Origin of the sequence: Pseudomonas sp. FP198, from assembly GCF_030687895.1 — a bacterium.
Lineage (GTDB): Bacteria > Pseudomonadota > Gammaproteobacteria > Pseudomonadales > Pseudomonadaceae > Aquipseudomonas.
The window spans coordinates 2339626-2360376 of sequence record NZ_CP117452.1 but is presented as its reverse complement, the minus strand read 5'-3'; the positions used below and the strand labels follow the sequence as shown (position 1 = coordinate 2360376).

The 20751-nt window shown below is 61.1% G+C and carries 19 protein-coding genes; 12 read left to right on the top strand and 7 right to left on the bottom strand.

What is annotated here, in order from left to right; all coding sequences use genetic code 11:
• The first annotated feature begins 11 nt into the window (after positions 1-11).
• Positions 12-806 carry an enoyl-ACP reductase FabI gene (gene fabI, locus PSH78_RS10970; RefSeq protein ID WP_003202751.1) on the top strand — a complete coding sequence of 265 codons (795 nt, stop codon included), beginning with the start codon at positions 12-14 and terminating at the stop codon, positions 804-806.
• Positions 807-862: 56 nt separating this feature from the next.
• Here the strand turns inward: fabI and PSH78_RS10965 are convergent, their stop codons facing one another.
• From PSH78_RS10965 to PSH78_RS10955, 3 genes are all read right to left on the bottom strand, one after another.
• Positions 863-1276: a hypothetical protein gene (locus PSH78_RS10965; protein ID WP_305500429.1), complete on the bottom strand. Its 414-nt coding sequence runs from the start codon at positions 1274-1276 to the stop codon at positions 863-865.
• A 6-nt stretch (positions 1277-1282) separates the two neighbouring features.
• Positions 1283-1729, bottom strand: a complete 447-nt coding sequence (locus PSH78_RS10960) for a lipid II-degrading bacteriocin (RefSeq protein WP_305500427.1) — start codon at positions 1727-1729, stop codon at positions 1283-1285.
• Between the two features lie 473 nt (positions 1730-2202).
• Positions 2203-3174: a diguanylate cyclase gene (locus PSH78_RS10955; RefSeq protein WP_305500426.1), complete on the bottom strand. Its 972-nt coding sequence runs from the start codon at positions 3172-3174 to the stop codon at positions 2203-2205.
• Positions 3175-3293: 119 nt separating this feature from the next.
• Between PSH78_RS10955 and PSH78_RS10950 the strand changes: the two genes are divergently transcribed.
• Positions 3294-4118: an AraC family transcriptional regulator gene (locus PSH78_RS10950; protein WP_305500424.1), complete on the top strand. Its 825-nt coding sequence runs from the start codon at positions 3294-3296 to the stop codon at positions 4116-4118.
• Between the two features lie 143 nt (positions 4119-4261).
• Here PSH78_RS10950 and PSH78_RS10945 read toward each other — a convergent pair whose 3' ends face one another.
• A complete protein-coding gene (locus PSH78_RS10945) occupies positions 4262-4849 on the bottom strand; it encodes a LysE family translocator (protein ID WP_305500422.1) in 588 nt (195 codons plus the stop codon).
• Positions 4850-5025: 176 nt separating this feature from the next.
• On the opposite strand from PSH78_RS10945, the gene PSH78_RS10940 reads away from it, so the two are divergent.
• The 4 genes from PSH78_RS10940 (at position 5026) to PSH78_RS10925 (ending at position 8920) form a co-directional block, all read left to right on the top strand.
• On the top strand, positions 5026-6480 hold the full coding sequence (locus PSH78_RS10940) for a TrkH family potassium uptake protein (RefSeq protein WP_305500421.1): 1455 nt from the start codon (positions 5026-5028) through the stop codon (positions 6478-6480).
• Positions 6481-6544: 64 nt separating this feature from the next.
• Entirely contained in the window at positions 6545-7627 is a 1083-nt protein-coding gene (locus tag PSH78_RS10935; RefSeq protein ID WP_305500420.1) for a bifunctional transcriptional activator/DNA repair enzyme AdaA, read from the top strand.
• Between the two features lie 3 nt (positions 7628-7630).
• Entirely contained in the window at positions 7631-8245 is a 615-nt protein-coding gene (locus tag PSH78_RS10930) for a DNA-3-methyladenine glycosylase (protein ID WP_305500418.1), read from the top strand.
• Between the two features lie 186 nt (positions 8246-8431).
• Positions 8432-8920 (top strand): GFA family protein, encoded by a 489-nt coding sequence (locus tag PSH78_RS10925; RefSeq protein WP_305500416.1) that lies wholly within the window; start codon positions 8432-8434, stop codon positions 8918-8920.
• Between the two features lie 140 nt (positions 8921-9060).
• Here the strand turns inward: PSH78_RS10925 and PSH78_RS10920 are convergent, their stop codons facing one another.
• Positions 9061-9666 carry a tRNA-(ms[2]io[6]A)-hydroxylase gene (locus tag PSH78_RS10920; protein ID WP_305500414.1) on the bottom strand — a complete coding sequence of 202 codons (606 nt, stop codon included), beginning with the start codon at positions 9664-9666 and terminating at the stop codon, positions 9061-9063.
• Positions 9667-9825: 159 nt separating this feature from the next.
• Here PSH78_RS10920 and PSH78_RS10915 point away from each other — a divergent pair, with 159 nt between their 5' ends.
• Complete coding sequence (locus tag PSH78_RS10915; protein ID WP_305500413.1) at positions 9826-10689, top strand: universal stress protein; 864 nt, start codon at positions 9826-9828, stop codon at positions 10687-10689.
• Positions 10690-10881: 192 nt separating this feature from the next.
• Here PSH78_RS10915 and PSH78_RS10910 read toward each other — a convergent pair whose 3' ends face one another.
• The gene (locus PSH78_RS10910; RefSeq protein ID WP_305500411.1) at positions 10882-11352 is read right to left on the bottom strand and encodes a DUF1289 domain-containing protein; all 471 of its coding nucleotides are present in this window, start codon (positions 11350-11352) and stop codon (positions 10882-10884) included.
• A 407-nt stretch (positions 11353-11759) separates the two neighbouring features.
• On the opposite strand from PSH78_RS10910, the gene acnB reads away from it, so the two are divergent.
• On the top strand, positions 11760-14360 hold the full coding sequence (gene acnB, locus PSH78_RS10905) for a bifunctional aconitate hydratase 2/2-methylisocitrate dehydratase (protein ID WP_305501222.1): 2601 nt from the start codon (positions 11760-11762) through the stop codon (positions 14358-14360).
• A gap of 238 nt (positions 14361-14598) precedes the next feature.
• Here acnB and PSH78_RS10900 read toward each other — a convergent pair whose 3' ends face one another.
• Complete coding sequence (locus tag PSH78_RS10900; RefSeq protein WP_305500410.1) at positions 14599-15879, bottom strand: serine/threonine transporter; 1281 nt, start codon at positions 15877-15879, stop codon at positions 14599-14601.
• A gap of 381 nt (positions 15880-16260) precedes the next feature.
• Between PSH78_RS10900 and PSH78_RS10895 the strand changes: the two genes are divergently transcribed.
• From PSH78_RS10895 to PSH78_RS10880, 4 genes are all read left to right on the top strand, one after another.
• Positions 16261-17214 carry a 2-hydroxyacid dehydrogenase gene (locus PSH78_RS10895; RefSeq protein WP_305500409.1) on the top strand — a complete coding sequence of 318 codons (954 nt, stop codon included), beginning with the start codon at positions 16261-16263 and terminating at the stop codon, positions 17212-17214.
• Positions 17215-17377: 163 nt separating this feature from the next.
• Entirely contained in the window at positions 17378-18445 is a 1068-nt protein-coding gene (locus PSH78_RS10890; RefSeq protein WP_305500407.1) for a phosphotransferase family protein, read from the top strand.
• A 24-nt stretch (positions 18446-18469) separates the two neighbouring features.
• A complete protein-coding gene (locus PSH78_RS10885; RefSeq protein ID WP_003180553.1) occupies positions 18470-19237 on the top strand; it encodes an SDR family oxidoreductase in 768 nt (255 codons plus the stop codon).
• Positions 19238-19448: 211 nt separating this feature from the next.
• On the top strand, positions 19449-20564 hold the full coding sequence (locus PSH78_RS10880; RefSeq protein WP_305500406.1) for a Gfo/Idh/MocA family protein: 1116 nt from the start codon (positions 19449-19451) through the stop codon (positions 20562-20564).
• Positions 20565-20751 lie beyond the last annotated feature (187 nt).

Genomic DNA, 20751 nt, shown 5'->3' with positions numbered 1-20751 from the left:
AGGAGCAACACATGGGTTTTCTCGCCGGTAAGCGCGTACTGATCGTCGGTGTCGCCAGCAAGCTGTCCATCGCATCCGGCATCGCTGCCGCCATGCATCGCGAGGGCGCTGAGCTTGCCTTCACTTATCAGAACGACAAACTCAAGGGTCGTGTCGAAGAGTTCGCGCAAGGCTGGGGTTCGAGCCCTGAACTGTGCTTTCCGTGCGACGTGGCCAGCGATGAAGAAATCGCCAAGGTCTTCGAAGAACTGAGCAAGAAGTGGGATGGCCTGGATTGCATCGTGCACTCCGTGGGCTTCGCCCCGGGCGACCAACTGGACGGCGACTTCACCGAAGCCACCACCCGCGAAGGTTTCCGCATTGCCCACGACATCAGCGCCTACAGCTTCGTGGCCCTGGCCAAGGCCGGTCGCGAAATGATGAAAGGCCGCAACGGCAGCCTGCTGACCCTGTCGTACCTGGGCGCCGAGCGCACCATGCCGAACTACAACGTCATGGGCATGGCCAAGGCTTCCCTGGAAGCCGGCGTCCGCTACCTGGCCGGCTCCCTGGGCCCGGACGGCACCCGCGTGAACTGCGTATCGGCCGGCCCGATCCGCACCCTCGCCGCTTCCGGCATCAAGAACTTCCGCAAGATGCTGGCCGCCAACGAAGCGCAAACCCCGCTGCGTCGCAACGTCACCATCGAAGAAGTCGGCAACGCCGGCGCCTTCCTGTGCTCGGACCTCGCGTCGGGCATCAGCGGTGAAATCATGTACGTAGACGGCGGCTTCAACACCACCGCCATGGGCAACATCGAAGAGTAAATCTTCACGTTGCAATAAAAAACGCCGCTTGCCCTGGAAAGGCCAAGCGGCGTTTTTTATTGCGGCTTTTGGGGGACGGCCAACAACACGAAGGCAAAGGCGAGCAGGAACAACAACGCCGCCATTATTCCCGCCACAGCGTCATACAGGTAGGCCAGGGAGACCAACACCCCCAGCAGCGACGTTGAAACAAGGGGAATATTGGCAAGCGCATACACGCTGATACGCAGTCTGAAAGGCCGGAGCCTGAGAAACCTCTGGGCAATACTGCCTATTCCGGTCAGGGCCAATGATGCCGCAGTCAATATGATCAACAAGACCAGGTAGATCGAAACAGCCGGCACACCCCGTGTGTCGTTGAGATCTTTGGGATTCTCCACCACGCTGTCTGCGGGAAAGAAAAACAGCAGTGCACAGGCCGCCAATAGGCAAAGGATAGCGGCGCCCAGTCTTTTCTCGCTGCGTATCATGGTGGGTCACCTTGAAAAATTGATCGGAAGCTCGCCAGTAATTCGTATTTCATAGTCCTGCGCTCGGGCAACTCGCCCCACTTGATGCAGTGCCGTCGTCGCTTTTTCATCAAGTACCGAACGATGATTGCTGGCATTTGCGTCATAACGATCCGAGAAAGCCTTGGCAGTCCCTGTAAACGACAGGCTACCCGAGGTGTTACGGATCACCTGACCGGTTATTTGAAGCGTGATGTTTCCAAGGTAGATCCTTGCGATATTCGAATCCTGAGCCGTGGAATAGGGAACCCTCATATTGACACTGGTTATCCCTACCCCTGCAGTATTGATAACCGCCATCAGGTCGGGAATCTTGTTCGGCGCTGGGCTGATCCCGATTCTGTCGAGTCGAACACTCGTAGGCTTGCCTTTGCCAAGTAGCCAATGACCGATAGCCTTGAAGGGAGTGAACACGCCTCCAGAGAACTCCTCGAGCTTGCTCGCGATGGCGGTGTTTCAGTCGACGGGATGCTGAATGGGCTGGCCTCTTCGCGAGCAAGCTCGCTCCCACAGTGGAGCTGGGTCATCCGGCGTGTCCAGGCACGACACAAAACCAGGTGGGAGCGAGCCTGCTCGCGAAGGCGGTGGGTCAGTCGACAGGGATGCTGAATGGGCTGGCCTCTTCGCGAGCAGGCTCGCTCCCACATTGGTGCTGCGTCATCCGAAGTATCCAGGCACAACACAAAATCCTGTGGGAGCGAGCTTGCTCGCGAAGGCGGTGGGTCAGTCGACAGGGATGCTGAATGGGCTGGCCTCTTCGCGAGCAGGCTCGCTCCCACATTGGAGCTGCGCCATCCGGAGTATCCGGACACAACCAGAATCCTGTGGGAGCGAGCCTGCTCGCGAAGACGGTGGGTCAGTTGAGGTGATGTCGGCGGGCCGCTCAATCAGCTTGGGCTATTGCGCCGCCCCTGCTTCTGCGCATACATCGCCGCATCTGCCTCCGCCAGAAGGCTGTCGATCGACGCATGCCGCTCGGGGTCGTATTCGATCTGGCCCACGCTGAAGTCAATGGCATAGCCACGCTGCAACGTTGTGTTGCGCTCATCGAGCATTTCCCTGAGCCGCGTCATGATTGCTGTCGTCTCGACATGGGAGGCGCCGGTGAGCAAGGCGACGAACTCGTCTCCGCCCAGGCGACCGATCACGTCGCTTTCACGAAAGGCAATGCGCAATACGTCGGCGAACGTCTTCAGCGCGCCGTCACCCTCGGCATGCCCGAAGCGATCGTTGATCGGCTTGAAGTCGTTGAGATCGAAAAACAGCAGTGTCGCCGGTCGCGAAAGACGGCTGCAGACACTCAGCGCGTGCTGGGCCAGCGTCATGAAGCCGCGCCGATTGGAGAGCAGCGTCAATTCATCCATGCTGGCCATCTGCACGGCAACCAGCTCCTGCTCGGCCATGCTCGCCAGATCGCGCAGCAGCTCACGTTCGTCGTCGTTGAGGGTGCGCGGCTGGGTGTCCAACAAGCACAGGGTGCCCATCTTGCTGCCATCGTCCAGCCCCAGCGGATGTCCCGCATAGAAGCGGATGCCAGGTTGGCCCTTGACCAACGGATTATCGTGGAACCGCACATCATGTTCCGCGTCGCAAATCTCCATGATCTCGTCCTGCAAGATCGCATGCCCGCAGAAGGACACCTCGCGCGGGGTTTCACTGGTTTCCAGGCCGGCATTGGACTTGAACCATTGGCGATTGGCGTCCACCAGCGAAACCAGCGCGATCGGCACGTTGAACAGACGCCGGGCGAGACGGGTCAGGCGGTCAAACCGCTCCTCGGGAGGGGTATCAAGCAGTTTGAGCGACCGCAATTGTTTGAGGCGAACGGCTTCGTTGTCAGGTTTGCCTGGCGCTAGCATCGGTAACTCCGTTGGCGGAACTCATTGGAGTCTAGCCCAGACCGGAGCGAACTCGAACGGGCATTTTCCGGCACGGACGCATACACTCAGGCACAGCCAACAAAACAGGACACTGACCGATGAAGCCCGCCAACCACGACGCCGCTCCACGCTTCTGGCGCGACGCGGCGCTGCCTTTCATCGAGGCCCGGGCCATCGCCGATGGCCGCAAGGTCTGTTATTCGCGTCATTCCCATGATCACTTTTCCATCGGCGCGATCACCGCCGGACGCAGCACCTACCTGCACGAACAATCGCGGTTCCAGGTCCAGAGCGGCACGGTAGTGCTGATGAATCCCGGCGACGTCCATGCTTGCAATCCGATCGACGATCAGCCCTGGTCTTATGTGATGCTGTATGTCGACACCCAATGGCTGCGGGATCTGCAACGCCGTATCGGCTTTGCCCTCTCGCTGGACTTCCAGGCATTCGACACAACCCATAGCCGTGATGTCGCGCTTTTCTCCGGCCTGTGCGGGCTCTACGAAACGCTGGTGGCTGAACATATCGATGCCAGCGGCAAGCAAGTCGCCGCCGAGACGTTTTTCACCGATCTCCAGCATCGACTCAACCCGGCCGGACGCCCGGAGCGTGGCAGCCACCCGGCGCTGATGCGGGCGGCGCAGTTCATTCACGACCATTGCACCGAAGCCCTCAAGCTCGAGGATATCTGCGCCTTCGCGCAGCTTTCGCCGTCTTATTTGAGCCGGGCTTTCAAGCGCCACTACGGCATGACACCGCATGCCTTCCTGATCAACCGGCGCATCCAGTTCGCCCGCCGTCAACTGCGCGAGGGCAAGCTGATTGCCGATGTGGCGCTGGACAGCGGGTTTGCCGATCAGGCGCACTTCCAACGGGCGTTCAAGCAACACCTGGCGGCTACCCCCGGGCAATACCGCGGCTGATGTAGCCACTTGACTCCGTGGCGAGGGAGCTTGCTCCCGCTGGGCTACGCAGTAGCCCCAAAACCTGGCGACTGCTGCGCAGTCGAGCGGGAGCAAGCTCCCTCGCCACAAAAAGCGCCATCACCTAACAACCCTTGCTCGAATCAAGGCAACAGCAAATAAACCGCGCTCGCCACCAACAACGCCGCCATCAATCGATTGAACAGGCGCATGGTCGCCGGGTTACCCAGCCACGTACGCAGGAAGCTGCCCGCATAGGCCCAGCAACCCACCGAGACGTAGCAGATGACAAGGTAGATCGCCGCAAACTGCCACACCAGCCGCGCCTCGCCGTCGGCCACGAAGGCGCCCATCCCCGCCACGCAAGCCAGCCACGCCTTGGGGTTGAGCCACTGCATCAGCGCGCCATGGAACATCGAAGGCGCGCGCCCTTCGTCCCGGTCACCCAGCTCGCCATTGTCCACCGCCAGTTTCCAGGCCATGTACAACAGGAACGCCACACCAGCCAGTTGCACCACACGCGTGAGCCCGGGCCAGCGCTGCAATACTTCGTGCAAGCCCAATCCCATCAAGACCAGCAGCAGGACAAACCCGAGGGTGGCGCCGGCGACATGGCGCAAGGTGGCGCGAAACCCGTAGCGGGCACCGGAGCTGAGGGCGACGATATTGACCGGGCCCGGAGTAATGGAAGCCACCAGGGCAAAGGCGGCCATGGAAAATATCAAGCTCATCACATATCTTCTTCAGTTCAGGAAAGAGGCCTCAAGGTAAAGGGGTCGCCTGCTCGGGTATTGAAGAAAACTGCCTTTGTCGTCGAGCACTTCCGCTTCATTTTTTTACGCAAATTTTACGCGGTAAGCGATTCACCAAATCGATACTGGGCAGCTTTTTGAATCAGGCGTTATCCATGTCCATAGCGGTTCTGCGTCTCATCGGTTTCATCCTCGGGATTTTCCTGATCACCCTTGCGATCAGCATGGCGATTCCGCTGTTTACGTTGATGTTCTACGAGCGCAACGATGACTTGTCGGCATTTCTATGGTCGAGCCTGATCACCTTCGTCTGCGGTGTGGCATTGGTGGCCCGTGGAAGGCCGGACCACGTCCATATGCGTCCCAGGGAAATGTACCTGCTCACCACCGCCAGTTGGGTAATTGTCTGCGCATTCGCCGCCCTGCCGATGGTGTTCATCCAGCACATCAGCTACACCGATGCATTTTTCGAGACCATGTCGGGCATCACCACCACCGGCTCGACCATCCTGACCGGGTTGGATAGCGCATCGCCCGGCCTGTTGATCTGGCGGTCAATGCTGCACTGGCTCGGCGGAATCGGCTTTATCGGCATGGCCGTGGCGGTCCTGCCGCTGCTGCGGGTCGGCGGCATGCGGCTGTTCCAGACCGAATCTTCGGACTGGTCGGAGAAAGTCACGCCGCGCTCTCACGTCGCGGCCAATTACATCCTGTGGATCTACGTCGGCTTGACCGTGCTCTCGACGTTGGGGCTGTGGCTTGCGGGCATGACGCCTTTCGAGGCGATCAACCATGCAATGTCACTGATTTCCACCGGAGGTTTTTCCACCTCCGATTCATCCCTGGCGCACTGGCCCCAACCGGCGGTTCATTGGGTGTCAGTGGTCGTCATGATGGCAGGATCGCTGCCCTTCACGCTGTATGTCGCGACATTGCGGGGCCATCGGCGCGCCCTGCTCAAGGACCAGCAAGTCCGGGGCTTCATCGGCTTCCTGGTCGTGACATGGCTGCTGGTGGGTACCTGGCTGAGCCTTAACAGCGACCATGCGTGGTCGGATGCGGTCCGTATCGTGGCGGTCAACGTCACTTCCGTCGTCACGACCACCGGCGTGGCGTTGGGTGACTACACGCTGTGGGGCAGCTTCGCCCTGCTGCTGTTCTTTTACCTGACGTTCGTCGGCGGCTGTTCGGGATCCACGGCCGGGGGCCTGAAGATTTTTCGCTTTCAAGTCGCCAGGGTGCTGCTGATGGGCAGCTTGAAGCAACTGATCCACCCCCGGGCGGTGATTCAGAAGAAATACAACAACCATCCCATCGACGAGGAAATCGTTCGCTCGCTGCTGACGTTCTCGTTCTTCTTCACCATCACGATCGGCGCCATCGCCCTGGGTCTGGCCCTGATCGGCCTGGACTGGACGACCGCCTTGACCGGTGCCGCCACTGCCGTCTGCAACGTGGGTCCGGGCTTGGGCAACATCATCGGCCCGGCTGGCAACTTCTCGACCTTGCCGGACGCGGCAAAATGGCTGCTGACCATCGGCATGCTGCTGGGACGGCTGGAGATCCTGACGGTGCTGGTGCTGTTCACGCCGGTGTTCTGGAAATATTGATATCCGCAAATTTGCTGTCGATTTTTCGGTGGAGGGCTTTCGGCCACGGCTCTATGCTCCTCCCATGAACCGACAAGACTCGCTCCTACCGCCCCACGCCGAAATGGTCCGCGCCATGCTCGAACGAGACACCGCCTACGAGGGGGTGTTTTTCACCGCGGTCAAGACCACCGGTATTTTCTGTCGCCCCAGCTGCACGGCACGCAAGCCAAAGCCGGAGAACGTCGAGTTCTTTGCCCACGCCGACGAGGCGATGTCCGCCGGCTATCGGGCGTGCCTGCGTTGCAAGCCGCTGGATGCCGCCGCCATTGCCCCGGACTGGATCCAGGCATTGCTCAAAGCCGTCGACGCCGAGCCAGACCTGCGCTGGACCGACGCCCTGCTGCTGGAACAAGGCATCGAACCGCTGAAATTGCGCCGCTGGTTCAAACAGCATTTCGGCATGACCTTCCACGCCTACCTGCGCACCCGGCGCCTGGGCATCGCCCTGGGCGGAATCAAGGAAGGCGCCTCGATCGATAACGCGGCGTTCGATTCCGGCTACGAGTCCCTGAGCGGATTTCGTGATGCCTTCGTCAAATCCTTCCATATCACACCGGGCCGCGCCGGCCTCAGCGAACCCTTGCTGTTCACCCGTCTGACCACGCCATTGGGCCCGATGCTGGCCATGGCCGAACGTCGCGGCCTGGTACTGCTGGAGTTTCTCGATCGGCCGGCCTTGACCAAGGAACTGGAGGAACTGCAGCAACGCTACGGCTACACGGTCGCGCCGGGCCACAACGCGCATCTGCAACAGATCGAAAGCGAGCTGGCCGACTATTTCGCCGGCAAGCTCACGGTTTTCAACGTCCCGTTGCACATGCCTGGCAGCGCCTTCGCGGCCAGGGTCTGGGCCGAGCTGCAGAAAATTCCCTACGGCGAAACCCGCAGCTACGGCGCCGTCGCCAACGCACTGGGCAGCCCTGGCGCCAGCCGCGCCGTGGGCCTGGCCAATGGACAGAACCGACTGGCCATCGTCATCCCTTGTCATCGGGTGATTGGGGCAGATGGCTCTTTGACCGGTTATGGTGGCGGCCAGCCGCGCAAGGCGTTTCTGTTACGTCTGGAGCGAGCCGCGGTGCAGGTTTCGTTGCCTTTGGCGTTTTGACTGATGGCGGCGCCTTATTCGCAAGCAAGCATTTTCCTGGCAGGCCAGGACGAAGACTGGCGACGCCATATCGAGTCGATCGGCCCTTGCCTTCTGCAACCCAAACCGGCCCGGGATCCGTATGAGGCGCTGATGCGGGCGATTGCCTATCAGCAACTGCATGCCAAGGCCGGGGACGCGATTCTCGGCCGGCTGCTCGGACTCTACCCATCGGGGACGTTTCCCGGGCCTGAGCAGATACTGGCAACTGATGTCGCGCAATTGCGCGGTTGTGGATTTTCAGCCAGCAAGATCGCCACCCTCCAGGGTATCGCCCAGGCCACGCTGGACGGCATCGTGCCGGATTACGCCACGGCGCAGGCCATGGACGATGAAGCACTGATCAAGCGCCTGGTCACCCTGCGCGGCGTCGGACGCTGGACCGTGGAGATGCTGTTGATCTATAGCCTGGAACGGCCGGATATCCTGCCGGCGGATGATTTTGGGGTTCGCGAGGGTTATCGGCGGCTCAAAGGGCTGGAAACCCAACCGAGCTCCAGACAGATGAGCGAAATCGGCCGGGCCTGGAGCCCCTATCGTACGGTGGCGGCGTGGTATCTGTGGCGGGTGCCCAAGTGATGTTGGCTTCCAGGTCCAGGGGACGCTTTCGCGAGCAGGCTCGCTCCCACATTGGAATCGGGAAATCCACAAATCCCCTGTGGGAGCGAGCCTGCTCGCGAAAGCGTCAGCTCATCAACGCTGAACTCAGAACATAGCCCCATCGAAGTTGTCCAGAGTACTCAGTCCCTGTTTGGAGAGTCTCCCATGCAGCTCGAAGGATCCTGCCACTGCGGCGCCGTGTCATTCAGCCTGGATTGCGCCCACCCCTACCCCTATCAGCGTTGCTATTGCTCGATCTGCCGCAAGACCCAGGGCGGCGGCGGTTATGCGATCAACCTGGGGGGAGACGCCACGAGCCTGAAGGTGCAGGGTCGCAAGCACATCTCGATCTACCATGCGCGGCTCAAGGACGAGGGCGACAAACGCGCCCACCGCAGCAGTGCCGAACGGCATTTCTGCTCGCTGTGCGGCTCGGGATTATGGTTGTTCAGCCCTGAATGGCCGGAATTGATCCACCCATTTGCCTCTGCCATCGATACGCCGCTGCCGGTGCCCCCTGAACGCACCCATCTGATGCTGGGTTCCAAGGCGCCATGGGTAGAGGTCGAGGCGCGCTCGGGCGACCAGCAGTTCGACGTGTACCCCGAAGAATCGATTGCCCAGTGGCATGAACGCCTGGGTTTGACCCGTTGAGATGCAGCGCGGCTTTGGGCCCTATCGCGAGCAAGCTGGCTCCCACAAGGCATTCGGGAAGAACGCAGGATTCTTGTTTAACGAGAGTCCAATGTGGGAGCGAGCTTGCTCGCGATGGCGCCGTCATGAACACCACAGTCCTAAAGCGCAGGCACACCACTGTGGAACCGAAACTCCACGTCCGTTGATTCGATCAACTCGCGCTCCGCCTCGCCGACCCTCTCTATGACCTGGGCAATATCCTTGGCGTCGCCATACTGGTAGGCCAGCTTCAGGTACCCCTGAAAATGCCGGGCCTCGCTTTTCAGCAGGCCGAAATAGAACTTGCCCAGCTCCTCGTCCAGATGCGGCACCAGGGCCTCGAAACGCTCGCAACTGCGGGCTTCGATAAAAGCGCCGACCACCAGGGTATCCACCAGTTTTACCGGTTCGTGGCTGCGCACCACTTTACGCAGGCCCGAAGCGTAGCGCCCGGCGGAGAGCTGGCGCAGGGCGACCTTGCGTTTTTTCATCAGGCGCATGACCTGCTCGTGATGCACCAGTTCTTCCCGGGCCAGGCGCGACATCATATTGATCAGGTCGACATGGGAGTGATATTTGGCGATCAGGCTCAAGGCAGTGCTGGCGGCCTTGAATTCACAGTTCTTGTGGTCGATCAGCAACGTTTCCTGGTCGGCCAGCGCCGCCTGGACCCAGGCATCGGGGGTGCGGCAGCCGAGGAATTCGTGGATTTCGGGAAGGATCATGAGACTCACGGGCAAAGGTAGTCGAGCGAAGGGCGCCGATTATACCGGCCTGCCCCCAGACCACCAGCCACCGGCGTTGATATGCATCAAGTCGACGAGCCGTGCAGAACAACTATAGTTGAGCAACGCCGTGCCTTTTCATTGCTGGAGACGCCGATCATGCAAGCCATTCGCAGCATCCTCGTGGTCATCGAACCCGAACATTCGGAAAGCCTGGCACTCAAGCGCGCCAAACTGATCGCCGGCGTGACCCAGGCCCATTTGCACTTGCTGGTCTGCGACAAACACCATGACCATGCCGGGATGCTCAGCGTCCTGAAGGCCGCACTGGCGGCCGACGGCTACAGCGTGACCACCGAGCAGGCCTGGAACGAAAGTCTCTACGAAACCATCATCGACGTGCAGCAGGCCGAAGGCTGCGGCCTGGTCATCAAGCAGCACTTCCCCGACAGCCCCTTGAAAAAAGCCCTGCTGACCCCGGCCGACTGGAAACTGCTGCGCCATTGCCCGACTCCGGTGCTGCTGGTCAAGACGTCGGGATCCTGGAAAGACCGGGTGATTCTGGCCGCGGTCGACGTGGGCAATGCCGACGGCGAGCACCGCCACCTGCACTCGACGATTATCGACCATGGCTACGACATCGCCCTCCTCGCCAAGGCGCACCTGCATGTCATCAGCGCCCACCCGTCGCCGATGCTCTCGTCCGCCGACCCGACCTTCCAGCTCAAGGAAACCATCGAGGCGCGCTACCGTGAGCAATGCCGGGCTTTCCAGGCCGAATTCGACATTGATGACGAGCACCTGCATATCCAGGAAGGCCCGGCGGATGTCCTGATTCCATACATGGCCCACAAGCTCCAGGCCGCTGTCACCGTGATCGGCACCGTGGCCCGCTCGGGTTTGTCAGGGGTGCTGATCGGCAACACCGCCGAAGCCGTGCTCGATACGCTGGAAAGCGACGTGCTGGTGCTCAAGCCGCAGGAGGTGGAGGATCATCTGGTGGAAATGGCGGCCAAAGAATAAAAAGGCTTGAACGATCAGCTCTTGTGGCGAGGGAGCTTGCTCCCGCTCGGCTGCGCAGCAGACGCCTGGATTTTCCAGATTCAGAAATTATTCAGGATCAAGGGCGAGGGTCGATTCGCAACCCAGCGGGAGCAAGCTCCCTCGCCACAAGAGCTACTGGGTACAAAGCACCTTGCCATATATGAAAGCCTGTCAGCCGCCGATCGCATCCTTCAAGAACCCCGGCGCGATGTAGCGCTGGTAATGCGCTTCGGACAGGAGGAAAAATTCCCGATCAATGGCATCGCGCAGGTCGGGCAGTTCCCAGTCGCGAAATTCCGGCAGCAGCACCATGCCGTACGCTTCCAGGTTGTTGATCACCCGTGCGCCCCGGGCGATCAACTGATAGGCCCAGCAATATTCCGACTGGTGCGGCACGAAGCGGATCTTGCGCGATTCCAGTTGCTGGCGCAGCAACTGAGGGTCGAAAACCTCCAGCTTGGCCACCATCACCTGCACCAGCAGTTGCTCGAGGCGCATCCACACCGCGCGTTTCTCTTCCTCGTTGTAGCCGTTCCAGTGAATCACTTCATGGTGGAACCGCTTGCAGCCACGGCACACCAGGTCGCCGTAGACAGTGGAGCAGAGGCCGACGCAGGGGGTCTTGATGAGCTGGTTGGGCATAAGGCAACGCACACGCAAAAACAGGACAGGCCGGCATGTTAGCCCTTTGTCTAAGATTGATCACCCCTCAAACTTCCAGGCTCAACTTACCTTTAATTTTTTTTTCCCGTAGAATCAGCCAGCCTTTTAAGGCGCCAATGTCCGTTAGAAGCTGTTTTCAAAGCGTCACGAGCACAGTCGTTCCTTCAGAGCGGTGTTGGCGAAGGGTCTTTCCAGCGGGGAAAGCCCAACGCCAACCCTCATCAGCTCCCGTTCTGCAGGCGTAAAACTTTGAAAGCAGCTTCTGTGAGAAACTCCGGCAACTCTGGCGTGGAGGCCCAAAAAGCCGCCTGACGCGCATGAGTGCCGTGAGTTTCTGGATGAGCGTCCCGGACACCCATTTGGGACCACTGATGAGGGTAATAACTGTGCTTGAAGCCTACCGCAAACATATCGAAGAGCGCGCAGCACTGGGTATCGTTCCCCAGCCGCTTAACGCCGAACAAACCGCAGGCCTGATCGAGCTGCTGAAGAATCCCCCGGCTGGCGAAGAAGCTTTCCTCGTTGACCTGATCACCAATCGCGTTCCGCCTGGAGTCGACGAAGCCGCCTACGTCAAGGCCGGTTTCCTGTCCGCCCTGGCCAAGGGCGAAGCCCAATCCCCTCTGATCGACAAGAAGCGCGCTGTAGAACTGCTCGGCACCATGCAGGGCGGCTACAACATCGTGACCCTGGTAGACCTGCTGGACGACGCCGAGCTGGCTCCGGTCGCCGCCGAAGAACTCAAGCACACACTGCTGATGTTCGATGCCTTCCACGATGTGGCGGAAAAAGCCAAGAACGGCAACGTCCACGCCAAGGCCGTCCTGCAATCCTGGGCCGACGGCGAGTGGTTCAAGAACCGTCCGGTGCTGGCCGACAAGATCAGCCTGCGGGTCTTCAAGGTCACCGGCGAAACCAACACCGACGACCTGTCCCCTGCCCCTGACGCCTGGTCCCGCCCGGACATCCCGCTGCACGCCCTGGCCATGCTGAAAATGGCTCGCGACGGCATCGTGCCCGATGAGCAAGGCAAGACCGGCCCGATGAAGCAGATCGAAGAGATGCGTGGCCAAGGCTTCCCGATCGCCTACGTCGGTGACGTGGTCGGTACCGGTTCCTCGCGTAAATCCGCCACCAACTCGGTGCTGTGGTTCTTCGGCGACGACGTCCCGTATGTGCCGAACAAGCGCGCCGGTGGTTTCTGCTTCGGCAGCAAGATCGCGCCGATTTTCTACAACACCATGGAAGACGCCGGCGCCCTGCCGATCGAATTCGATGTGTCGAACATGCACATGGGCGACGTGATCGACCTGTACCCGCATGCTGGCAAAGTCTGCAAGCACGGCACCGATGAAGTCCTGACCACCTTCGAAATGAAGACCCCGGTCCTGCTTGACGAAGTCCGTGCCGGCGGTCGTATTCCGCTGATCATCGGCCGTGGCCTGACCGAAAAAGCCCGCGCCGAGCTGGGCCTGCCACCTTCGGACCTGTTCAAGAAGCCTGAAGCACCAGCCGAAAGCACCAAGGGCTTCACCCTGGCGCAGAAAATGGTCGGCAAGGCCTGCGGCGTGACCGGCGTTCGCCCGGGCACCTACTGCGAGCCGAAGATGACCACCGTAGGCTCCCAGGACACCACCGGTCCGATGACCCGTGACGAACTGAAAGATCTGGCGTGCCTGGGCTTCTCGACCGACCTGGTGATGCAGTCCTTCTGCCACACCGCGGCGTATCCGAAGCCGATCGACGTGACCACCCACCACACCCTGCCAGACTTCATCATGACCCGTGGCGGCGTGTCCCTGCGTCCGGGCGACGGCATCATCCACAGCTGGCTGAACCGCATGCTGCTGCCGGACACCGTCGGCACCGGTGGCGACTCCCACACCCGTTTCCCGATCGGCATCTCGTTCCCGGCCGGTTCCGGCCTGGTCGCCTTCGCCGCCGCCACCGGCGTGATGCCGCTGGACATGCCCGAGTCGATCCTGGTGCGTTTCAAGGGCAAGCTGCAACCGGGCGTCACCCTGCGTGACCTGGTCCATGCGATCCCTTACTACGCGATCCAGAAAGGCTTGTTGACTGTCGAGAAGAAAGGCAAGAAAAACGCCTTCTCCGGCCGCATCCTGGAAATCGAAGGCCTGGAAACCCTGACCGTCGAGCAGGCTTTCGAACTGTCCGACGCCTCGGCAGAACGTTCGGCCGCAGGTTGCACCATCAAGCTGTCCAAGGAATCGATTGCCGAGTACCTGAAGTCGAACATCACCCTGCTGCGCTGGATGATCGGCGAAGGCTACGGCGATGCCCGCACCCTGGAGCGTCGTGCCCAGGCGATGGAAGCCTGGCTGGCCAACCCGGAACTGCTGGAAGCCGACAAGGACGCCGAGTACGCGGAAATCATCGAAATCGACCTGGCCGACGTCAAGGAGCCTGTGCTCTGCGCGCCGAACGACCCGGACGACGCCCGCCTGCTCTCCAGCGTTGCTGGCGAGAAGATCGACGAAGTGTTCATCGGTTCCTGCATGACCAACATCGGTCACTTCCGCGCTGCCGGCAAGTTGCTCGATCAGGTCAAGGGTCAGCTGCCAACCCGTCTGTGGCTGTCGCCGCCGACCAAGATGGACGCTCACCAGCTCACCGAAGAAGGCTACTACGGCATCTACGGCAAGGCCGGTGCACGGATGGAAATGCCAGGCTGCTCGCTGTGCATGGGTAACCAGGCACGCGTGGAACCGAACTCCACCGTGGTCTCCACTTCGACCCGTAACTTCCCGAACCGTCTGGGTGACGGCGCGAATGTCTACCTGGCTTCGGCTGAGCTGGCATCCGTGGCGTCGATCCTGGGTCGCCTGCCGACCGTCGAGGAGTACATGGAATACGCCGGCAAGATCGACAGCATGGCAGCGGACGTATACCGCTACCTGAGCTTCGACCAGATCGCCGAGTTCCGTGAAGCGGCTGCCAACGCCAACATCCCGGTCGTTCAAGCGTAAAGCTTAAAACGCCCGACAAAAAACGCCGCCCTTCTTGCGAAGGGGCGGCGTTTTTTTATGCCTGGGGATTTGATGCAAGCTGACAGACCGCCTTCGCGAGCAGGCTCGCTCCCACCTTGGACTGCGGATGAACGCAGATCCCTGAACACCTTGGCCCCTTGTGGGAGCGAGCTTGCTCGCGATGGCGGCCGGACAGCCAACATCCATGCCGGCTGAGCCACCTTCCCGCCCTGGATTATCAGGCCATCAGGGAATAGACCAGCGCGGTAATCGCCACCAACCCCACCAGCACCACAAAAACGTTGGACGCCTGACCACGATAGCGGGCCATGGCCGGGACTTTGCGGATGGCGTACATCGGCATCAGGAACAGGATGGCCGCGATGACCGGGCCGCCCAGGGTTTCGATCATGCCGAGGATGCTCGGGTTGAGGGTGGCGACGATCCAGCACACCACCAGCATGAACGCTGCGGTCAGCCGGTCGAGAGTCTTCGGTGCCGGGCGGCGGCCGCTCTTGACGACCAGGCCCTTGAGGCCCTCGCTGGCGCCGATGTAGTGCCCCAGGAACGACTTGGAGATCGCCACGAAGGCAATCAGCGGTGCCGCGAAGGCGATGGTCGGGTTGCTGAAATGGTTCGCCAGGTACGACAGGATCGACAGGTTCTGCGCCTTGGCCTCGGCCAGTTGCGCCGGGGACAGGGTCAGCACGCAACTGAACACGAAGAACAGCACCATCACCACCATCAGCACATGGGCACGCGACAGGATCTGCGCACTGCGTTCCTCGGCGTTGGCACCGTAGCGACGCTTCTGGTCCACCGCGAAGGCCGAGATGATCGGCGAATGGTTGAACGAGAAGACCATCACCGGAATCGCCAGCCACAGGGTGTGCAGCAGGGCCGAAGGCTCAGGCACCGTGGACGCCGTAGCGAGGATGCCGCCGTTCCAGTGCGGAATCAGGAACACCGCCAGGAACAGCAGCGCCACGATAAACGGGTAGACCATCAGGCTCATGGCCTTGACGATCGCTTGTTCGCCGCAGCGCACCACTGCCAGCAGACCGAGGATCAGCACCAGTGACAACACGGCCCGGGGCGGCGGCTGGATGTGCAACTGATGCTCCAGGAAACTGCCCACCGTATTGGTCAACGCCACGCTGTAGATCAGCAGGATCGGAAAGATCGCAAAGAAGTACAACAGCGTGATCAACGCGCCGGCCTTGATACCGAAATGCTCTTCCACGACCTCGGTGATGTCCGCGCCGTCGCGACCGGACAACACGAAGCGGGTCAGCCCACGATGGGCGTAGAAGGTCATGGGAAACGCCAGCGCCGCCAGGATCAGCAGCGGCCAGAAACCACCGAGGCCGGCATTGATCGGCAGGAACAACGTGCCGGCACCGATGGCGGTGCCAAACAGGCCCAGCATCCAGGTCGTGTCATGGCGGCTCCATTCGCCGAGGGTGGCGGGGGCTGTCGTTTCAAAGCGCTCTTCAACGCTGTTGGCCTGATCATTCATCCGGTCGGATCTCCGCATTCCGGTCATATGCACCCGGCCGGGACGAGTCGGAAAAATCCGACAGGCAGCGCCCCTGACCGAAACAGGGGCGCGATTGTCCGGGATTCATGAACAGAAGCAAAGACTTAGCTGAGGAATGGTTATCCGGAGCAGATCATCGATAGAGAAATTCCCCCCATATTCCCTGTGGGAGCGAGCCTGCTCGCGAAGAGGCCCTTCCTGTAACACCTCACTGCCTGAACCAGCGCCTTCGCGAGCAGGCTCGCTCCCACAACGCCTGCGCCGGCCGAAAATGAAATACAAAAAGCCCAAGCTACACCTCCCTGCGGCCCCTACAATCAGGTTGAATATCAAAATCGCCCGCGCCCACAGGAGCACAGCATGACCGCAACCGTTCTGGTACTGGTTGAAACCGTCAACGAATACTTGCCGATTCTCGAACGCCAGGGCTATCACCTGGAACTGGCGCCTACGCCAGCCGAACGCTGGACGGCGATTTTCGAACACGGCGAACGGTTCAGCGCAGTGCTGACGCGCGGCCCCCTGGGTTTGACCGCCGAGGAAATCGACGCCCTGCCCAACCTGAGGATCATTTGCGTGATCGGCGCCGGTTATGAGCAAGTGGACCTGCAAGCCGCCCGCAACCGAGGCATCGTGGTCACCAACGGCGCCGGGGTGAATGCCTCGTCGGTGGCCGACCATGCCATGGCCCTGCTGCTGGCGCTGGTGCGGGACGTGCCTCGGTCCGACGCCGCCCTGCGCCGTGGCGAATGGCCGCGCCAGATGCGCCCCTCCCTGGCGGGCAAGCACCTGGGCGTGCTGGGACTCGGCGCCGTGGGCATGGCGATTGCCAAGCGTGCCGCCCTGGGTTTCGACATGAGCATCAGCTACCACAATCGGCGGGTTCGCAGCGACGTCCCGTATACCTTTTGCGCCACGCCAACGGAATTGGCCCGGGTCTGCGACTTCCTCATCGTGGCCACGCCTGGCGGCCTGGACACCCGGCAACTGATCACCCGACAAGTCCTCGATGCCCTCGGTCCCAATGGCTATCTGGTCAACATCGCCCGGGCCAGCGTAGTCGCCACCGCCGATCTCGTCAGCGCCCTTGAACAGCGGCGAATTGCCGGGGCGGCACTCGATGTGTTCGACCACGAACCGGAAGTGCCCGATGCCTTGAAAAACCTGCCAAACGTGGTCCTGACGCCGCACGTGGCCGGGTTGTCGCCGGAAGCGAACCGGGCGATGGTGGAACTGGTGGGCCAGAACCTGACCGCGTTCTTTGCCGGCGAACCGGTATTGACCCCGGTGCCACTGCCTGAAAGGCAACATTGACTCGACCGATACGAACCCTGCATCCATGGTCGCAGCTCATCAGGTCCGCTGATTACCCAGCAACACGCTGACCTATAAGACCCCGGCGTGCTTGTGGCGCCTCCCAAGCGCCATTAGATTAGCCAATGATCGATGGCCTCCAAAATAAGCAGAAGGGATAAGCATGGCAGTTACTGATCAGTCCACCCGCGTGCGCGACGGTGAAGAACTCGATGCCAGCCTGATCGACCCGTACCTCAAGGCCCATATTCCCGGCCTGACCGGCACGCCGCTGATCAGCCAGTTTCCCGGCGGTGCGTCGAACCTGACCTACCTGCTGGAATACCCCGAGCAGGAGTTCGTGCTGCGACGCCCGCCGTTCGGCCACAAGGCCAAGTCCGCCCACGACATGGGCCGTGAATTCCGCATCCTCAATCAACTGCGCGACGGCTTCCCGTACTGCCCCAAAGCCTACGTTCATTGCACTGACGAATCGGTGATGGGCGCCGAGTTCTACGTGATGGAACGAGTCAAGGGCATCATCCTGCGCTCCGAATTGCCGCCGGAGCTGGGTTTCGATGCAGCCCGCACCGAAGCCCTGTGCAAGAGCTTCATCGACCGGCTCGTCGAACTGCACCGTGTTGACTACACCGCCTGCGGCCTGGCCGACCTGGGCAAGCCCGAAGGCTACGTGGCCCGGCAGATCCGTGGCTGGAGCGACCGTTACGAAAAAGCCCTGACCCCCGATGCGCCGGAATGGACGGCGGTCAAGGCATGGCTTAACGACAAGATGCCCGCCGATCATCCGACCTCAAGCATCGTCCACAACGACTACCGCTTCGACAACGTCATCCTCGACCCGGACAACCCGATGCAGATCATCGGCGTGCTGGACTGGGAACTGACCACCATCGGCGACCCGTTGATGGACCTGGGCAACAGCCTCGCCTACTGGATCGAAGCCGACGACCCGGCGCCGGTCCAACTGATGCGCCGTCAGCCCAGCCATGCGCCGGGCATGCTGACCCGCCGGGAATTTGTCGACTACTACGCCGAGCGCGCCGGAGTCCGCATCGACAACTTCGACTTCTATTACACCTATGGGCTGTTCCGCCTGGCCGGTATCGTCCAGCAGATCTATTACCGCTTCTTCAATGGCCAGACCCAGGACAAACGCTTCGCGCAGTTCGTTCAGATGAACAAGCTGCTGGAGCAGATGAGCCTGCAAGTCATCAGCAAATCCACGCTCTGAGCGCACCTATAACAAGGAAACAGCATGTCCAAGACCCAGTTGTTCGACCTCGACGGCAAGATCGCTTTCGTTTCCGGCGCCAGCCGCGGCATCGGCGAAGCCATCGCCAAACTGCTGGCCCAGCAAGGCGCCCACGTGATCGTTTCGAGCCGCAAACTCGACGGCTGCCAGCACGTCGCCGATGCGATCATCGCCGCTGGCGGCAAGGCCACCGCGATCGCTTGCCACATCGGCGAAATGGAGCAGATCAGCCAGGTGTTCGCCGGGATTCGCGAGCAGTTCGGGCGCCTGGACATCCTGGTGAACAATGCGGCCACCAACCCGCAGTTCTGCAATGTGCTGGATACCGACCTGGGCGCGTTCCAGAAAACCGTCGATGTGAACATCCGCGGCTATTTCTTCATGTCGGTGGAAGCCGGCAAGCTGATGCGCGAGAACGGCGGCGGCAGCATCATCAATGTCGCGTCGATCAATGGCATCTCGCCGGGCATTTTCCAGGGCATCTATTCGGTGACCAAGGCTGCGGTGATCAACATGACCAAGGTCTTCGCCAAGGAGTGCGCGCAGTTCGGCATCCGTTGCAACGCCCTGCTGCCGGGCCTGACCGATACCAAGTTCGCCTCCGCATTGGTCAAAAACGACGCCATCCTGAAGACCGCCCTGGCGCAGATCCCACTCAAGCGCGTGGCCGACCCGAGCGAAATGGCCGGCGCGGTGTTGTACCTGGCCAGCGATGCGTCGAGCTACACCACAGGTGTGGCGTTGAATGTGGATGGCGGGTTCTTGTCCTGACAGATATCCCTTTGTGGGAGCGAGCCTGCTCGCGAAGGCGTCAGGTCAGTCGGCCTCGATGCTGACTGGAGTACCGCTTTCGCGAGCAGGCTCGCTCCCACCGGGAGTTCTCAAGGGCAGAGAAATGAATATTTATTCCACGATTTGCAATTAGAGAATATTTATTCCATAAATAGCCTTCTGAAAATAACAATTCAAAGGGCTCTTTCTCATGCGCGAACTTGGCATCGGTCTGATTGGCACCGGCTTCATGGGCCGTGCCCATGCCTTGGCATTCCATAACGCCAAGGCGGTGTTCGACCTTCCCCTGGACTTGAAACTGGCAGCCCTGGCTGACGCCGATCCGCAACGTGCGCGCCAATGTGCACAGAGTTGGGGGTTCGAGACGGCCCACAGCGACTGGCAACAACTGATCGACAACCCGAACGTCCAGTTGATCGCCATTACCACGCCCAACCATCTGCATTTTCCGATGGCCATGGCCGCGTTGGCGGCGGGCAAGCCGGTCTATTGCGAAAAACCGCTGGCGGTCTCCCTGGAACAGGCCGAGCGGATGCGCCAGGCCGCCAAGGAGGCCGGGGTGGTGACGCGCGTCGGCTACAACTATCAGCACAACCCGATCATCCGGTTGGCGCGGGAAATGATCCAGCGCGGCGAACTGGGGCAGATCATCAGCTTCCAGGGCGAATTCAGCGAGGACTTCATGGCCGACCCGACCTCGCCATGGTCCTGGCGCTGCGAAGCCGAGCACGCCGGTGGCGCCCTGGCCGACCTGGGCAGCCATTTGCTGGCCATGGCTCGTCACCTGCTGGGCGCTGTCGATTCGGTGTGTGCCGACAGCCAGACCGTCCACAACCGGCGTCCGGCCAGCGCTGGCGCGATCGAACAGCGGGTCATTGCAGTTGACGATCAGGTCCAGGCGCTGCTGCGCTTCACCAACGGCGCCCGGGGCACGGTGAGCAGCAGTTGGCTCAAGCACGGCTACAAGAACCACTTGTGCTTCGAGATCAGCGGCACCCTCGGGACGCTGGCCTTCGATCAGGAACGACTGAACGAATTGCGCCTGTGCCGTGCCGGCCAGGCAGGTTTCCAGCGACTATTGGCCGGCCCCGACCTGCCGGGCTACGCCGCCTTCAGCCCGGCGGCCGGGCACCAGCTGGGGTACAACGAATTGAAGACGTTGGAAGTTCAGGAGCTGGTCATGGCCCTGGCGGGCGATGGCGGCAACGGGACAGACTTCGAAGAAGCCTGGGAAGTCGAGCGCCTGGCGGCGGCGATCCGCACAGCGGCGCGGGAGGAGCGCTGGGTGAAAGTACAGGAACAATGAGCACAGCATTGGTGGCAAGGGAGGCTGGGGTGAGTCCAGGGTTGTGTGTCTGGAAGTCAAGAGCCCCGTGGCGAGGGAGCTTGCTCCCGCTGGGCTACGAAGTAGCCCCAAGACCATTCAACGCGGTGTGTCAGGTCGAGCGCATCCAGCTTCTTCGGGGTCGCTTCGCAACCCAGCGGGAGCAAGC

Coding starts and splice junctions, on each gene's coding strand:
- fabI (WP_003202751.1), top strand. CDS start 12: ATGGGTTTTCTCGCCGGTAAGCGCGTACTGATCGTCGGTGTCGCCAGC.
- PSH78_RS10965 (WP_305500429.1), bottom strand. CDS start 1,276: ATGATACGCAGCGAGAAAAGACTGGGCGCCGCTATCCTTTGCCTATTG.
- PSH78_RS10955 (WP_305500426.1), bottom strand. CDS start 3,174: ATGCTAGCGCCAGGCAAACCTGACAACGAAGCCGTTCGCCTCAAACAA.
- PSH78_RS10950 (WP_305500424.1), top strand. CDS start 3,294: ATGAAGCCCGCCAACCACGACGCCGCTCCACGCTTCTGGCGCGACGCG.
- PSH78_RS10945 (WP_305500422.1), bottom strand. CDS start 4,849: ATGAGCTTGATATTTTCCATGGCCGCCTTTGCCCTGGTGGCTTCCATT.
- PSH78_RS10940 (WP_305500421.1), top strand. CDS start 5,026: ATGTCCATAGCGGTTCTGCGTCTCATCGGTTTCATCCTCGGGATTTTC.
- PSH78_RS10935 (WP_305500420.1), top strand. CDS start 6,545: ATGAACCGACAAGACTCGCTCCTACCGCCCCACGCCGAAATGGTCCGC.
- PSH78_RS10930 (WP_305500418.1), top strand. CDS start 7,631: ATGGCGGCGCCTTATTCGCAAGCAAGCATTTTCCTGGCAGGCCAGGAC.
- PSH78_RS10925 (WP_305500416.1), top strand. CDS start 8,432: ATGCAGCTCGAAGGATCCTGCCACTGCGGCGCCGTGTCATTCAGCCTG.
- PSH78_RS10920 (WP_305500414.1), bottom strand. CDS start 9,666: ATGATCCTTCCCGAAATCCACGAATTCCTCGGCTGCCGCACCCCCGAT.
- PSH78_RS10915 (WP_305500413.1), top strand. CDS start 9,826: ATGCAAGCCATTCGCAGCATCCTCGTGGTCATCGAACCCGAACATTCG.
- PSH78_RS10910 (WP_305500411.1), bottom strand. CDS start 11,352: ATGCCCAACCAGCTCATCAAGACCCCCTGCGTCGGCCTCTGCTCCACT.
- PSH78_RS10900 (WP_305500410.1), bottom strand. CDS start 15,879: ATGAATGATCAGGCCAACAGCGTTGAAGAGCGCTTTGAAACGACAGCC.
- PSH78_RS10895 (WP_305500409.1), top strand. CDS start 16,261: ATGACCGCAACCGTTCTGGTACTGGTTGAAACCGTCAACGAATACTTG.
- PSH78_RS10890 (WP_305500407.1), top strand. CDS start 17,378: ATGGCAGTTACTGATCAGTCCACCCGCGTGCGCGACGGTGAAGAACTC.
- PSH78_RS10885 (WP_003180553.1), top strand. CDS start 18,470: ATGTCCAAGACCCAGTTGTTCGACCTCGACGGCAAGATCGCTTTCGTT.
- PSH78_RS10880 (WP_305500406.1), top strand. CDS start 19,449: ATGCGCGAACTTGGCATCGGTCTGATTGGCACCGGCTTCATGGGCCGT.